The following is a 14623-nucleotide window of genomic DNA, read 5'->3' as shown; positions in this document are numbered from 1 at the left end:
CATTTAGATGCCTGGATCAGATTCAGTTTTGACGTTTTTTTTCACAACCGCCTCGACACCACGCTCACCATGCAAATCAGTATCTTGCATACCAGCCTGCAAATCACGCAAGGCCTGCTTCATGACTTTGCGTGGCTTGGTGTTGTCATCTGTCGTTTGATCACGTTCGTGAGGTAGCAAAGCCTCGCTGCTTTTGATAGCAGCACTTCGATCAGCAACATGAGCACCAGAGTGACCTGCAGCTTCGCCCGTATCGCCCTGCTTGCTATTCTTACTGTCCAAATTCACATGTCTAGAGCTCACGGCCAGTTACTCCCTGCTCTGCCGCCTGCTGTTCAACAGGTGTTGAAGTCGATGAACCTGCGGCCGCACTGGCAACTGAGCTGGCAACTGAGCTAGCGACTGCACCAGTAACTGAATTTGTCGATGGCAAACTGGTCGGGATAAAATTAGGTGGCACGCGTGGATCAAAATCTGTCCAGTCGCCTTTGCTGATCGTGCCTTCGCCCATCTCAATCTGGTCTGCCCCCAGGTTTTTCAACACGGTGATGACATGTTGTTCACTCTCAGGCTTGCTGACACTGACAGCCACCATCATGCCGGATCGACGTACAGATGCGGCATTTTCAGCGTCGTCGTCTGTCGTCTCACCTTTGTCCTTCATCTGCGACAAACTGCCGATCAACGCCCCCACATGCGCACCAACCAGTGCGCCCAATGCCGTACTCACAGGACCAGTTACAGGTGCACCGATCATGCCCACGGCAGCACCAACCGCCCCACCTGCAGCAGCACCATTGAGCGCACCACTGCCAGCCTTGGTAGCGCCCGGCGATTCATCGCGGTCACCCCCAACAGGATACATATCATGCTGCCCCGGAGGATTAAGATAAAAAGAACTGATTTGACCTGGCGCAAAACCCAGCACCATCAATTGATAGATAGCCTGCTGCACCTGGTCTTGTTGCTGTAGTCGCCCGGCAATAATATGAGTCATGATAATCTCCATCCTGGTTGCAAAACCCTGCATTGACCTCAGCCAATGAGAATGCTTACAAACAAGATAGACGCATACCGGAAAGTCCTCTGTGCGTTGGCGTACGGAGTTATCTGCATTGGCAATAGGGAAATATTGTCACCGTCTTGCTTTGACCACTTCCAACCGTATCAACAGATACCAGGATACCCACCCACTCGTCATTCCTGCGCAGGCAGGAATCCACGATTGGAATACTGTTACATTACATGTTCGCCATGATGGCACTCCAACAATGCATTCAGTCACTTTTTTGCTGACTGAAAAATCTCTTGATGCAATTTATCAGTGGATAAAAATCAGGATAGACTTTTGTCCCTTTAGGAAAAGGTTTTTCCTGTTCAGCTAAAGGCAAGACAGGTGGCGCGTCAATAAACACAAAGAAGACAGGACCAAAAAAAGGAATCGCAGAAATAAACATGAGCAAACACTTGCCCCAAGGATGACCTTGTCTGCGCAAGACTATGCTCCAAATTTTGATAGTGGCGCAGAGCGATGCAAACATCAATGCCGCGAATAAAATCGGATGGCTGCTCATCAAGGATTTACCAATTCTGTCATATTCTCGGGCCGCATTTTTTTTATTTTTAATAAAATCAAACCTGCGATAGCTTCACACGGCCCGCCAACTCTTGCACCGATACTGTCCATTCCTTAGACAGGCTAGAATCCGCCCAAAGTTCTTTGAGTTCAGATTCATCCCCCAGGATTCTTGCGATTACCTGATGGGCTTTTTCCACCAGTTCCTTGTCCGGTACCAGTTTTGATTTCTTGACCCATTTATCGACACTCTCGCTATAGGCATTGCGCGTACCCCAGTTGCCCTGCAACCTCGCAATCACTTCGATAGCGGCAATGGCTTCCTCTGCATCAGAAGCGTCAATATAGCCATCCCCTTCATGCAATACCTTGTCCAGCGTCTCTTCTACCAGTGACAGGTCATTACAATCTTCGATGGCATAAGCCCAGTCACATGCAGTATCGTTCCCAAAAGAATCGGCAGCCCAGGCACCCATAAAATATCCTCACTATTGAAATATGAATTGGAAGACAAACGCCTCCGCATCAGAAAAATCTCTCAGCAACTGGAAGTAATAAATTCTTAAACCTCATCTGCCTTGCGCACATACACCCCTATTACACCAAGCACACCCAAAAAAACACATAACAGATGCAAATACATTAAAGGAATAATTTCATACAAGGCATTCTCGTCACTGAAAGGATGTAAAGGCTGTATGTCAGCATGCATGATACTGTCGAACACCACATGCGACAAGGCACCGAGTATTGCGCCAAGGCTGACCTGTAACAAGCTCAACTGTTGCCATCGATAAAAATTGGGCAAATAAAAGCGCCTGGCGCACCAGCGCGCCAGCAGGAATAACAAGATCGTAAAACCCGCCATCAAAGGCGCACCAAGATAGGTATGAAAGAAGGCATGCACAGGAAAACGTCCATGCGTCAAGTTATAGAATGACTCCACATCAATGAACACATTCACAGCCGCGAATGACAAGAAACTGAAACGGGCAGGCGCTGCCGCCTTGAGAGCAGCACCAAGGCCAAAATGAAATGGAGTAACTGGCATGGAAGATGCGCGCCTCTGCGAAACTGATGAACATATAGGCAGCATACGATGGCGACGGTTTATGGTCAACAAGGCAATATCACCAGAGCTTACACAAAACCGCCATGATTAATCCGCAACTGAATATCTTAAATGCAGCTGCTATAAAGTTGAATTTCAATCAAGACGCAGGTAAATACCCGCACGTAAAGTCTAGCATTACCAGCAAAGATTCTTGAATGGTAAATCTGCTTAGTGAAAAATATCCAGCGCCAGTGCTGGCTTGAGAATCATGAAAATCGCGATACCAAGAGCAATAAGGCCGCAAAAAATCGCAAGGGTGCCTGTCAGGTGCCCTATAGGCTCCTGCCCTTCCACGCCATAAGGGATACGTCGCACGAACAAGCAATGGCATGCAAATACCAGCATCGACAAGCCCATTGCACGCACACCGGCATTTTTCCCCACCAAGAAAAACACGACCAAGGTCAGGACAAATCCTCCCTGCTCAAGTACACGCCAGATAGCTGAAGACTGTGGTGTTTTTTTATTCAATTTTTTAGCGGATATTGTCATAGCCCGCATTATAAATCTGGGGGCATCGGTCAGATCAATTCTTTTAAGCTTTGATGAGCTCACATTATCCTGTCAAGGTAGGTGGCAACATCTTTGTAGTTTTACCGATGCGTTACAATCTATCTAAAAAATGGCGTTCCCAAGACTAAAGGCAGCAGGTACTTTTACCTTGAACACCTCAGTAACACAGAAAGATTGCAACATGAATGAAATAGCCAAAAGCTTTTTGGATGCCTATGCCAGCGGTGGTGAAATAGAAGGTGGCTGGAAATTTGCCAAAGCCTTGCAGCAAGCCCAGCTCGATTATTCGGACAAGGGTTTACACCGCCTGGACCAATTGTTTGCAGCCATGCGGGAACGTGTAAAGCCATCCCGCGAGGACATGCAAGGGGCGCTGCAAGGTCGCAACTTTTGTGCCCTGATTGCCTATCATGTCATTGAAATCATACGTCGCCGTAGTGGTGCGCATATTGAATGGCATGACAGGGCATCCGCCATTCAGGCACTGCCGGCTGGTGTGCAATTGCCCAACGAAGCGTTCGCACGGTTGATTGCCCTTGCGCCCGATCAGGGCGTCGCATTCATGCCGCTGGATTGGATAGAGGCAGAGATATTCAGTGACAGCCAGCAGTCCAGGGCTGCAGATTATGTCACCAGTCTCATACAGCAGCTTGAGCGTAACGGCCCCGTCGTTTGGTGGACAGGCATGCAAGCCCTGGGGCGAACTGCCTCGTGGCAAATGATGATGGCGGCTGATGGCGGTGCGGTGCTGCCCTTGATGCTGCGGTCAACCGAGCCTATGTCCTGGCGCGCACTCATGTCTGGCCTGCCGGGTGAAAACCCTGAAGAAGCGCTGCAGTATGGTGTTGACTGCCTGGAGAAAAACCCGCACGACACAAGCTGGCAAGTGCTTGCCTACGATGGTTACGCCGATCTCGAAGAAGCTCGTTTCGATGCGGTGATCGTCATTCTTTATACTTACGGCAGATCACCTTTGCAGTTGAAACTGGCATTTCCCTATCGTCCCGCCCAGGCTGGTCAGACGTTTCAAATCCTCAGCCCTACTTTGCGTGGCACGAACGTGGAAGACGAACAAGTCTTGATGTTGGGTAATGCCATGCAACGTGGCATACAGAGTGTCAAGTGGGCGTTCGGAACAACATGGGATCAACTGCGAAAAGCATAGCTCCAGGAACATGCTCTACAGCGCTACACCGACATGCAATACACCGATGCAGCGCACGAGTGATATAGAGTGATATATATACCCGGCGACTCTACTATCGCCCGGCATATGTTTTCAAGCTATTGCGGTTTGACAGTCTCTTTCTTCACCGGTTCTGGCACGCGCATCATCATGCGGCTTGAAGGTGAATCGGTACCCATCAACATGTTCCAGTTCTTGTCGGCATCCTGCCCCGCCTTGTTCAACAGCGGGATGGACAACAACACATCGCCAGATTTTTTTGGTGCTTCTGATTCTTCCTTAGTTGGCTTGGTGGATTTGGCGGGCTCAGCAGTTTCGCCAGGCTTGGCTGGCGCAGCAGGTTTTACCGGCGCGGCCGGGCCTGGGCCATCCCAGACTTTATTGGTCAGGTCTTTATCATACTGCGTCGCATGCGTATCCAGGCGCGTCAGCAATTTATTGTATTCTGCCGGGTTGGTATTCCAAGCCTTGTAGATATCGCCCACATCATCAGAACCGGCGACCTTCTTTTTATCCAGATAAACCGCAATACCAAAAGACACATTGGATGCCGTGTTGAACCTGTCGTACTTGTCAGCCACTTCATAATTGCCTATGCGCTTGCTGCCGCTCAGCCTTTCTGTCGCATCTTTTGCAGTGCTGTCAGTAATGGCGAACACGCCAGATGCAGAAGACTTGCGCGAAGTCGTTGCAGCGTCAGGGTTAAAACCAGACTCTACCTCAGCCAGCGCCAGCAGGTTGGCAGTGTCTTTTTGCGACAGCTTGGCCTTGCCCGCCTGCTGCACGATTTCTTTCTGCACTTCAAACTTCACGTGATCATTGGCGTCACCCCAGGTGCGGCTGTCGCCCTGGGAGTCTGCCGTCAATGGGTCGCCGTTATGGCTAAAGTTCTTGGTTTTATGTTTAGCGCCAGTCATGTTATTTCCCTTCGCGCTGTGTGCGCTTTACTGATACTTTTTCAATTTCAGTGAAACGCCCTTGGTCATTGAGCAAGATGCCATGCTTTTGATAAAAATTGCCGGGTATAGCTTTGGGTTTGCTATTCGTTGCCCCAAATTTTTCACGGGTAGAACCGAGGAAAACACCTGTCTCAGAAAAATAATCATCCCACTCGCAAGACTTGCAGTTACCCAGGTTGGTTGAACTCAGTACGACCTTGCTCTTGTCACCCCCCTTATCCCCTTTCCCTTTCACGCAAGCCAGTTGCGTCACCAGCGACTGGTCTTTCAGGTAATCCTCATACAGATAGAACTTTTCAATGAGCTTGCCGCTGGCAGTCTGGCGCAGCTTTACCTTTTGCAGAAAGCATGCCGCATCGAGACGTTCATTCGGTTCGCAATACGTTTCGACAGTAACATCCAGCTCACCACAGTGCAGGCTGGCTTCAGTAATATAGGTCGCGGATTTGGTCGCCGCTTGCGCACTGGCAACAGCAGGCAACAAGGCTGTCCCAAGGATAAGACCGCTCAACAAACGAAAACTGCCGGGAAAGTAGTTATTCATAGGCATCCACTTCTTGAAGTATGAGGCAAGGGGGAAAAGCATCAACAATACCTATTCTACAACATAATATATTTTACTTTGGTTTTTATATAAAATTAGAAGCGGCAGTAAGAATAGCTTTAGGCACACCATGTAAGCATGGCTTTCGCAGTGCTATCCAACACACGGCAATCTCCACCACCAAGCACTAGCCACCCAACCGTCATGCCAGACTTGATCTGGCATCCAGTGTCGTTAAGCCGTGATGTACGTTTAAGCGCGTCCGCTGACAGAAGCCCTACCCCGCACACACCTCCCACAAACACTGCCGCAACCACCGGTGCCCAGGATCAGCATCCATACGCGGATGCCACAACATGGAGACAGTAATTTCCAGCGCAGGAAACGGCAGCTCAAAACCATGCATGCCCGCACGCAAATTGCCCGTATGCCGCTCAGGCACAGTAGCAATCAAATCAGACGCCCGCGCCAGTGCCAGCGCCGCAGAAAAGCCACCTACGGTCGTCACCACATCCCGCTCCAGCCCATAAGGTTTAAGCGCATCCGCCATCGGCCCCTTGCTCTGCGTACGGCGCGCTACCAGCACATGCTGGCCAGACGCATAGACGGCTGGCGTCATCACAAGCTGACTCAAAGGATGCCCCATGCGTACCACGCCTATGAAACGGTCACGGAACAAAGCACGCGTGCGCACCTCCGGGCTGACGGCATCGCCCACAACGCCAGTTTCCAGATCGACCGTGCCATCACGCAAGAGCGCGCTGTCCTTGTTCAATTTGGGCATGAAAGTCAAACGTACACCTGGCGCATCTGCACTGATACGAGCGATCAGGGCTGGCCCAAAATTCTCGACAAAGCCATCACTGGTACGCAGGGTAAAAGTTTGCGTCAACTGCGCAAGATTGAGCTGCGCTGCCGGGCGCAATACCGCCTGCGCATCCTGCACCAGTCGGCTCACCTGCTCACGCAATTCCAGCGCCCTGGGCGTAGGCACCAGGCCACGCCCTGCCCTGACCAGCAAAGGGTCACCCGTCGTCTCACGCAAACGCGCCAGCGCCCGGCTCATGGCAGACGGGCTAAGCCGCAGCCCGGCAGCAGCACGCGCCACGCTGCCTTCTGCAAGTACAGCATCCAGGGTAATCAACAGGTTCAGATCAGGGATAGACATGCATTTATTTTAACGCGCTTTCACCTGACACAGTTTATGGCATAGCGTCATACGCATGAATAAAGTGCAAACCATGCGCCTTCCGCCATGAATGCTTGAAGCCTATGATCAGGGCATCACCAACCAAGTCAGCCAAAAATGAAAGCCGTGCCAGAATCCATCTCTGCAAATGCAACGAACAGCGCAGGCAACCAGCAAATGCCAGTATCCGTTCGCTGGATACTCACCAGCCTGTCGCTGTCCATGTTGCTGTCCTCACTAGGCACCAGCATCGCCAATGTGGGATTACCAACCCTGACTCATGTATTCAATGCCTCATTCCAGCAAGTTCAGTGGATAGTCGTCGCCTACCTGCTCGCCATTACCACCCTCATCGTCAGCGCGGGACGCCTGGGAGACATGATGGGCCGCAAGCGCCTGTTGCTGGCGGGCATCGCCCTGTTCACGATAGCTTCCGCCCTTTGCGGTGCAGCCCCCACGCTGAATATGCTGATCGCCGCCCGCGCCCTGCAAGGTCTGGGGGCCGCCATCATGATGGCGTTGACCATGGCCTTTGTCAGTGAAACCGTCAGCAAAGAAAAAACCGGCAGCGCCATGGGTTTGCTGGGCACCATGTCTGCTGTTGGCACTGCGCTAGGTCCTTCGCTGGGCGGCATACTCATCGCTGGCATCAACTGGCGCGCTATCTTCCTGATCAATGTCCCGCTAGGTATCCTGAGTTTCATACTCGCGCAACGCCATCTGCCACAAGACCAGCAAGCCAGCAACAAAGCCAATAATAAAGCCAATAACAAAGCCAGCCCGCGCTTTGACCACACAGGCACACTCTTGCTGGCCCTGACCCTGGCAGCCTATGCCCTCGCCATGACATTGGGTCGCGGACATTTTGGCGCGCTCAACCTGGCATTGCTGCTGGCCGCCATTCTTGGCGCAGCTCTGTTCATGCTGGCAGAAACAAAAGTCGCATCACCACTGATACGCCCCGCGCTATTCCGCGACATCACCCTCAGTACCAGCCTGGCCATGAACACCCTGGTCGCCACCGTCATGATGGCTACCCTGGTCGTCGGCCCCTTCTACCTGTCACGCTCACTGGCACTCAGCGACGCCATGGTTGGCCTGCTCATGTCCATAGGCCCCGTCATCTCCGTCTGCAGCGGCGTTGTCGCAGGTCGTATCGTTGATAGCATGGGTGCAACAGCGACTGTTACCATCGGCCTGATCGCCATGACCACAGGCGCATTCGCCCTGGCCCTGCTGCCAGCCATGGTGGGCATCACAGGCTACATTATCGCCATCGCCATCCTCACCCCAGGCTACCAACTCTTCCAGGCCGCCAACAACACCGCCGTCATGCAAGACATCGCCCCCAACCAGCGCGGCCTTATCTCCGGCATGCTCAATCTCTCCCGCAACCTCGGCCTCGTCACCGGTGCAACTTTGATGGGAGCAGTATTTGCCTACGCATCAGCAAGCAGCGACATCAGGACGGCAGCGCCAGCGGCGATTGCGACTGGCATGCAGATGACGTTTATTGTGGCAGGGGTGATGCTGGTAGTGGCGCTGGGGATTGCAGGGATAGGGCGATTGCTCGCAAAGTCGTATCACACAGTTTGAATAAGGCATTCAATCCCAGAACTCATGTCGGGCAACACAGCATTTTCCGCAACACCTGATAAGCATCGTCACCGCCTTGTCATCAAGCAACTTTACAATGCCAGCCCATGCAGGTGGCTAGTACCCCTCATTTTACGTCCCTGCAACAGTCCCGCTATCTATCTCCGCCTGGTACACATGTGCCTGGTGTGCCTCCGAACCTGTGACAGGAATGACCATGAATGTTCGTTTTTTAAACGAAGGCAAAGCCGCAAAGCAATTGCTTTCATTATGCTTGCCGCTGGCACTGATCGCTTGCGGCAACAGCAAGGATGCTGCAACGCCAGCACCAGAACCCGTCGCCGAAACGCCTGCCGTGGCCGTCATGTCTGACGTGCATTTTGAAAACGTCTACGGTGACCTGAAAAATGCCAAATTCTCAGGCATACCGACTGGTGACGGTAAATTTGCCACTATACGCACCATGTATGCGCAACTGACTTCCACCCGCCTGTTCAATGAAAACTACTTCGCCTTCCGTGGCGCACTGGATGACGCTTATGCACGCGGCATCAGGCTGGTGGCCTTGTCTGGCGATTATTCCGACGATGCACAACCCGTCAACATCGATGGCATTGCCGCGATCTTGAAAGAGTATCAGGCCAAAGGCATGCGCTTCTTTATCGCGCCCGGCAATCACGATCCTAATGAGCCTTATGACGATGACGAAGCTGGCAAAAATGATTTCCTGACAGCAGAGGGGAAAGAACAAAAAGTCTATGCCGTCAATTATTCCGGCTGCAAATCACAGGACGCCACTGTCGCCTGTACCAATCAGCTCATGGAACTCGGCTACGAAAAGCTGATCGCCCAACTGGGTGAATTTGGCTATATGCCCAACAAGGCCGACGTGTATTGGGAAACCCCGTTTTCCAGCTACGCCAATTCCACCTACACCTATGACGCAGCACTCAGCAGCGCCGATGTAAAGAACCGCCAGTTTGAAATTTGTGCAGAAGGCGAAGGCGGTAGCTATAAAGCCGAAGGCGAAAAAAACCTGGGCAAGGCATTTACCAAATGCACCAGCATTATCGATTCCAGCTATCTGGTAGAACCGGTCAAGGGTGTCTGGTTGCTCTCGATTGATGCCAATGTCCACATCCCCAACAGCGCATTTGACCCTGTCAATGCCAAGGCATTCAAAGGCTTTGACGGCGCTGGCAATGCGGGCTGGAACAAGGTACTGACGCATAAAAAACACTTGCTGGCATGGATCAAAACTGTCACTGCCCGCGCCAAGTCCCAGGGCAAGCGCCTGATTGCCTTCTCGCATTATCCGACCATGGATTTTTACGCCAACCAGACTGATACCATGAAGGCCGTCTTCAAGTCGGGCGCCTTCCAGGTTACTCGCGTGCCTGATCAGGCAACCACTACGGCACTCGCAGCCACAGGCATGCAATTGCACATGGGCGGCCACATGCACTTCAATGGAACAAATGATTACAAGGACGCATCCGGCAATTATTTCGTCAATGTGCAGTCACCCTCACTGGCCGTATTTGGTGCCGCTTATAAGATCGTCAAATACAAGGACCAGGACACAGTCGATATCGAAACCGTTTCCCTCAACAACGTGGGACGCTATAACGAACTCTTCAAGTATTACCAGACAGAGTACGACTACCTGCAAAACAGCAGCCTCGCCGCTGACGTCAGCAAGCGATGGAGCAAAGACATACTCGCCACCAAATCCTATGGCGAATTTACCCGCTTCTATTTTGGTGAACTGTCACGCCTGCGTTTCATGGATGAATACTGGCCTTGCGAAATGAAAGAAGCCGCCACCAGCCTTGACGCCAAACAGATGCTGATCCTCTCGCAATTGCAAACCCAGGTCACGTTCGCGCAATTGAAAGACATCCCCGGCGTCTTGCCCCTGACTGCCGCCTGCATGTCTAAAGGCAGTGTCAGCGGCACGCCTGTCTCTGCCAGCCAATTGACTGCCGACTGGACAGTAGCCACCAACAAGGCAACACAACTCGCCACTGCTGCAGGTTATAAGCTGGATGATTTCGCCAAGATCAGCGCCTATGAATTCTATGGCGACTTCCACCGCACCGTCTATGCAGGCGAACTGGCCTTGCGCGACATGGGCACAGACCGGGTCAAGCAATACAAGGTCCTGATGAACGCCTTCCCGGCCAGCCCGGCTACCATCAGCATGCTTGACGGCAAACCCTCAGACCAGAATGCGGTCAACGTGCTTTTCCAAAACCAGTTCAAGCAAGTCTTCAGCATCCTCAAAGGACTTGGATCTGGCAAACCAAGTGACCGCTTCACAGTCAATTTCAAAACCCAGACTTTGACGAATACTAATACGAGCTCTGCCAGTTTTAACTAGAGTTTTTAGCTAGAGTATCAGATCAGCTTATTCCCGTTTGCCTTTGGGCGAACGGGAATGATTTTTATGAATAATGAATTTACCATTCCTCAGAAATAAATCGATCAATTCTCTCATCTGGAATTTCGCCACTCAACCAGCCTGCCGCAGGTTTCGCTGCCTTTAAAGACATATCAAAAGCAGTTCTAAAATATTCAATGAAATACAAACCTGAAACTATGGGAAGTTCATTTTTCAAATACATTAGCAATGCAGAAGGTGGCTGCCCCAAAGATTTTAGTCTTCGTAGCTCAGCAACTATTCTTTCGTCTGGTATGTAAGGCGAATTTTGCAAGACAGCATTTATTTTCAGATCAATGATGTTTTCTTTGCCTGTCATTCTTACTCCATTGCATACGTTGGCAAACGTTTATCTGGATTATCGTCCCTGACGCTCTTCAAAACGATTTGCAAATGGCAAACTATTTGCTTCCACATACTTCTCGCCCTGCCAGGTATAAACATCAGCTATTTCCAAATTAGAAGGTCTATCTTTTATATATCCATCTTGCTCATTACTGTAACCCGGGAAGCTAAGACGCTCCATGCCGTTCGATTGATAAGTGATTTCTGGCAAGCCCTTTTTTCTTAGGTCCAGTACCTTCCGGATGCCTTTACTGTTTGTATCGTAGACTGTAATCCAGAATGCGCTGCCAGATTCCCAAGTTACCAACAGTCTTGAGTTGACTGGCCAAATAGCCACGGGTGTCTCGGCCATCATCTCGGTATAGACTGTTTGCTTTCTGGATGGGAGTACGGGATTCTTTATTGCCAAACGCCTGACACATGCACCGAGAGAGCTATCAAATTGATTGCTGATACCTACTTGAAGATCATTTGCCTGCGCCCTCCACACAGTTTTCATGCTTTCACCGTTGCAGCGGGAATTGCGCAATGGCTCTGCTAAAGCAAGCTTGGAAAATATGGAGGTGAGTAAAAAGACAAAGATCAATACAAATTTATTCATGATTTAGATTTATTTCGCGTCTGCACGCACACCATTACGCTGCGTTGATCGTATCTATATTGGTTTGTCTTATCATCGTATTTTTATTGACTCCCAACCGCATCCTCCAACAAAGTCATGCTTTTAGCGACCTTGCTTTTCTTTGAACTGAGTATGACTTTGCGATCACGTTTCTCATCATACTGATAGCTTTCACTGATTTGCTGGCCAGTCAGCAAGTTGGTGCTGACGGTAGAACCCTTGCCCACCATGCCATCCGCCTCTTCTTCATCTATCCCTATCATTTGCAGGCGCTGGCTGGCCGCATCCAGGCGGAAGCGCCAGGTGTAGACTGAGTATTCACGCGAACCACTGTATTGGCTAACGACCAGCACGCCGTTTTTGATAGTGACGTTGACACCATCCTTGACACCACCGCAACCCTGGCATTGCAGGAGCTTGCCATTGCTGCCCAATAAACTGTATCCCTTGCCCGCAGCCAATAACACGATCAAGCCACGTTGCCTGTCATCAGCACTACCCTTGCCTTCCACCACGACGGCGGCAATATCTGCCAAGCCGTCACCATTGAGGTCACCGCTGACCTGGTTTTCCACAGCCCAGCCAGGCGGCACAAAATCACGCAGCGCCGGTGCGGTAGCTGGCAGTTTTTTGCCAAAGAGCAGGTTTTGTTGCGCCTGGCTGCTGTTATGCAGCACGGTAGCTAGTAACAGGACGGTGAATTGGATAGATGTGGCAAGCTTCATGGACTTTGATCCTTCTAAGACGGTGGATGCACGTGATGTTGACGCAACTCCGCGACATTGACCTACGCGGAGTGAATATGATTGTGGATATGATACTTGATGTTATCGCTTGCCTCGTCATTGGCATTCACAGGCAGGCGAAGATTTTATTTGGCAATGTGCGCTAGCGCCCAGAAGCATACTGTGTTGGCGACTACACTCAAGCGAGTGACAAGATAAATTGCGGGCTTGATGGCAATGCAATTACGCCTGCCTCCTACCCGCAAATACAGAATCTTTACCATTTCAATGAGGCCATGCCATGAAGCACGATCAAACAAAAGACAGCACCATCAATATTATGCATAGAGAGTCACGCATGCATGCCATCAAAAAAACGCTGGGCTTGATTGTCGGTATCATTTCATCCTTCCTGCTCGTGAATATGTCCGTGGCGGCAGATCGCCCAGATGCCAGCGCCCGCGCACGTTATGAACAGGAGAAAAACACCTGCATCAACGGCCAGTCCAATCAATCAAAAGAAACCTGCTTGCGCGAAGCCGGTGCAGCCAGACAGCAAGCCAAATCAGACAGCCTCACCACAGCAAGCGAAGAACAACTCCAGCGTAACCGCGAACGCCGCTGCGATTCCCACCCACCAGCAGACCGCGAATACTGCCTGCAACGCATGCGCGGAGAAGGAACGCAATCCGGCAACGCACAAAGCGGTGGTATCTCACGTGAACTGGTTGTGCCGGTCAAGCCGCCGCAGTAAGGCTTTATTCACACTGCGCGCAGTAAACTCCGAAGATATGTTTCAACACCAAGCCCGTAGCCTGGTGCTGAACTTGCACTGCCTGACAAGCCGCGGTATACAAAATACTGTCGTTCCGCTCATCAAAAACTTCAGGACGATTCCACAAGCGTCTTCAAACTACCCGGTGCCCCTTCCCACTGTTTATCGATGATATTCAGCATGCACCGGGTCGGCACTTCACTGAAACGGGCTGTTGCTGTAGATGCACATTCGCTCATCTGAATTTCGGGTTTGAATACCTGTTAGATACATAGCGGTTCTGGCCTATTCCGCCAAAGCTGATTGGCTCACTCAATCTGGTACTGACCTTGTCTTTCCAAAAAGGGACATCGGAACAAGTATAGGATTTTCCTTTCCTATCTTCTTCATAGGCAATGATCTGTTCTGAAGTGATCAGGTTCAGGCGGCAATAGGTACTGTCAGCAACTTCCAGAATATAAGGTTGTTGCTGGTCATCGTAGAAACTGACTTGGGTTATAGTATGCAAGCCAGTCGATTGATTGGCATCCATGCGAATTTGTTTGATTTCCTTGCCTTCAAAATTCATGCGTCTGATGACGAACTCTTTTTTATCACTATCATCTTGACAATCAATAAACTGGCCGGGAGAGATGATACGCTCCCAGGCAGAGCAGATATCGATCCCCTTTTTATCCGCCTCCGTGATGAGTTTGACGGTAAAATCGGTTTTTTTCAGTTTTTTGCCAAATAATGATTCAGCATAGTAATACGAGCGGCCTGCCAGTACATGCTGATCGTCAATAACATTCACGACGTCATATTTCAGGTCTTCCCAGGCTGAATAGGAAACAAACCACCATTTTTTTTTTACTTTTATGGTGTGACTGGTATGCACAAGCTCATTCGTCATCGGGAGCGGGATAACTTTAGGGAATGTCTGATTAAGTTCTAATTTTCTTCAATTTCAAAATCATGTTCAGGCAAAAGCATGAAATGCGTTGCAGGAACATGATGATCTTCATAAATTGGGGAACATCTCCCCCATCTGTATCAG

Annotated in this window: 17 protein-coding genes; 4 read left to right on the top strand and 13 right to left on the bottom strand. The window is 50.6% G+C overall.

Going from position 1 to position 14623, the window contains the following annotated elements; all coding sequences use genetic code 11:
* Positions 1 to 3 precede the first annotated feature (3 nt).
* The 6 genes from ACO0LD_RS25305 to ACO0LD_RS25280 form a co-directional block, all read right to left on the bottom strand.
* Complete coding sequence (locus tag ACO0LD_RS25305) at positions 4 to 303, bottom strand: hypothetical protein (RefSeq protein WP_423011138.1); 300 nt, start codon at positions 301 to 303, stop codon at positions 4 to 6.
* Complete coding sequence (locus ACO0LD_RS25300) at positions 293 to 997, bottom strand: hypothetical protein (protein ID WP_423011136.1); 705 nt, start codon at positions 995 to 997, stop codon at positions 293 to 295. Before ACO0LD_RS25300 ends, ACO0LD_RS25305 begins: the two co-directional genes overlap by 11 nt.
* A gap of 280 nt (positions 998 to 1277) precedes the next feature.
* On the bottom strand, positions 1278 to 1574 hold the full coding sequence (locus tag ACO0LD_RS25295; protein WP_423011134.1) for a hypothetical protein: 297 nt from the start codon (positions 1572 to 1574) through the stop codon (positions 1278 to 1280).
* A gap of 58 nt (positions 1575 to 1632) precedes the next feature.
* On the bottom strand, positions 1633 to 2052 hold the full coding sequence (locus ACO0LD_RS25290) for a DUF4259 domain-containing protein (protein ID WP_423011132.1): 420 nt from the start codon (positions 2050 to 2052) through the stop codon (positions 1633 to 1635).
* Positions 2053 to 2138: 86 nt separating this feature from the next.
* Complete coding sequence (locus ACO0LD_RS25285) at positions 2139 to 2627, bottom strand: hypothetical protein (protein WP_423011130.1); 489 nt, start codon at positions 2625 to 2627, stop codon at positions 2139 to 2141.
* Between the two features lie 231 nt (positions 2628 to 2858).
* Positions 2859 to 3245, bottom strand: coding sequence for a hypothetical protein (locus ACO0LD_RS25280; RefSeq protein ID WP_423011129.1), 387 nt, complete (start codon positions 3243 to 3245; stop codon positions 2859 to 2861).
* A gap of 139 nt (positions 3246 to 3384) precedes the next feature.
* On the opposite strand from ACO0LD_RS25280, the gene ACO0LD_RS25275 reads away from it, so the two are divergent.
* Entirely contained in the window at positions 3385 to 4368 is a 984-nt protein-coding gene (locus ACO0LD_RS25275) for a hypothetical protein (RefSeq protein WP_423011127.1), read from the top strand.
* Between the two features lie 119 nt (positions 4369 to 4487).
* On the opposite strand, the gene ACO0LD_RS25270 is transcribed toward ACO0LD_RS25275, so the two are convergent.
* From ACO0LD_RS25270 to ACO0LD_RS25260, 3 genes are all read right to left on the bottom strand, one after another.
* Positions 4488 to 5306, bottom strand: coding sequence for a transglycosylase SLT domain-containing protein (locus ACO0LD_RS25270; RefSeq protein WP_423011125.1), 819 nt, complete (start codon positions 5304 to 5306; stop codon positions 4488 to 4490).
* Between the two features lies 1 nt (position 5307).
* Positions 5308 to 5892, bottom strand: coding sequence for a hypothetical protein (locus tag ACO0LD_RS25265; RefSeq protein ID WP_423011123.1), 585 nt, complete (start codon positions 5890 to 5892; stop codon positions 5308 to 5310).
* A 277-nt stretch (positions 5893 to 6169) separates the two neighbouring features.
* Positions 6170 to 7060, bottom strand: coding sequence for a LysR family transcriptional regulator (locus ACO0LD_RS25260; protein ID WP_423011121.1), 891 nt, complete (start codon positions 7058 to 7060; stop codon positions 6170 to 6172).
* Between the two features lie 138 nt (positions 7061 to 7198).
* On the opposite strand from ACO0LD_RS25260, the gene ACO0LD_RS25255 reads away from it, so the two are divergent.
* Together ACO0LD_RS25255 and ACO0LD_RS25250 are read left to right on the top strand one after the other, a co-directional pair.
* Entirely contained in the window at positions 7199 to 8677 is a 1479-nt protein-coding gene (locus ACO0LD_RS25255; RefSeq protein WP_423011119.1) for an MFS transporter, read from the top strand.
* 217 nt (positions 8678 to 8894) lie between these two features.
* Positions 8895 to 11060: a metallophosphoesterase gene (locus ACO0LD_RS25250; protein WP_423011117.1), complete on the top strand. Its 2166-nt coding sequence runs from the start codon at positions 8895 to 8897 to the stop codon at positions 11058 to 11060.
* A gap of 79 nt (positions 11061 to 11139) precedes the next feature.
* Here ACO0LD_RS25250 and ACO0LD_RS25245 read toward each other — a convergent pair whose 3' ends face one another.
* From ACO0LD_RS25245 to ACO0LD_RS25235, 3 genes are all read right to left on the bottom strand, one after another.
* Positions 11140 to 11439 (bottom strand): hypothetical protein, encoded by a 300-nt coding sequence (locus ACO0LD_RS25245; RefSeq protein ID WP_423011115.1) that lies wholly within the window; start codon positions 11437 to 11439, stop codon positions 11140 to 11142.
* 39 nt (positions 11440 to 11478) lie between these two features.
* Complete coding sequence (locus tag ACO0LD_RS25240; RefSeq protein WP_423011113.1) at positions 11479 to 12066, bottom strand: hypothetical protein; 588 nt, start codon at positions 12064 to 12066, stop codon at positions 11479 to 11481.
* An 83-nt stretch (positions 12067 to 12149) separates the two neighbouring features.
* Complete coding sequence (locus tag ACO0LD_RS25235; RefSeq protein ID WP_423011111.1) at positions 12150 to 12812, bottom strand: hypothetical protein; 663 nt, start codon at positions 12810 to 12812, stop codon at positions 12150 to 12152.
* A 301-nt stretch (positions 12813 to 13113) separates the two neighbouring features.
* Between ACO0LD_RS25235 and ACO0LD_RS25230 the strand changes: the two genes are divergently transcribed.
* Positions 13114 to 13566 (top strand): hypothetical protein, encoded by a 453-nt coding sequence (locus ACO0LD_RS25230; RefSeq protein WP_423011109.1) that lies wholly within the window; start codon positions 13114 to 13116, stop codon positions 13564 to 13566.
* Positions 13567 to 13822: 256 nt separating this feature from the next.
* Here ACO0LD_RS25230 and ACO0LD_RS25225 read toward each other — a convergent pair whose 3' ends face one another.
* The gene (locus tag ACO0LD_RS25225) at positions 13823 to 14380 is read right to left on the bottom strand and encodes a hypothetical protein (protein WP_423011107.1); all 558 of its coding nucleotides are present in this window, start codon (positions 14378 to 14380) and stop codon (positions 13823 to 13825) included.
* Positions 14381 to 14623: the final 243 nt, after the last annotated feature.

This window comes from Undibacterium sp. Ji83W (genome assembly GCF_049340385.1).
In the GTDB taxonomy this organism is placed as follows: domain Bacteria; phylum Pseudomonadota; class Gammaproteobacteria; order Burkholderiales; family Burkholderiaceae_D; genus Undibacterium.
The sequence above is the reverse complement of the archived record's forward strand: the minus strand, read 5'-3'. Positions and strand labels throughout refer to the sequence as shown.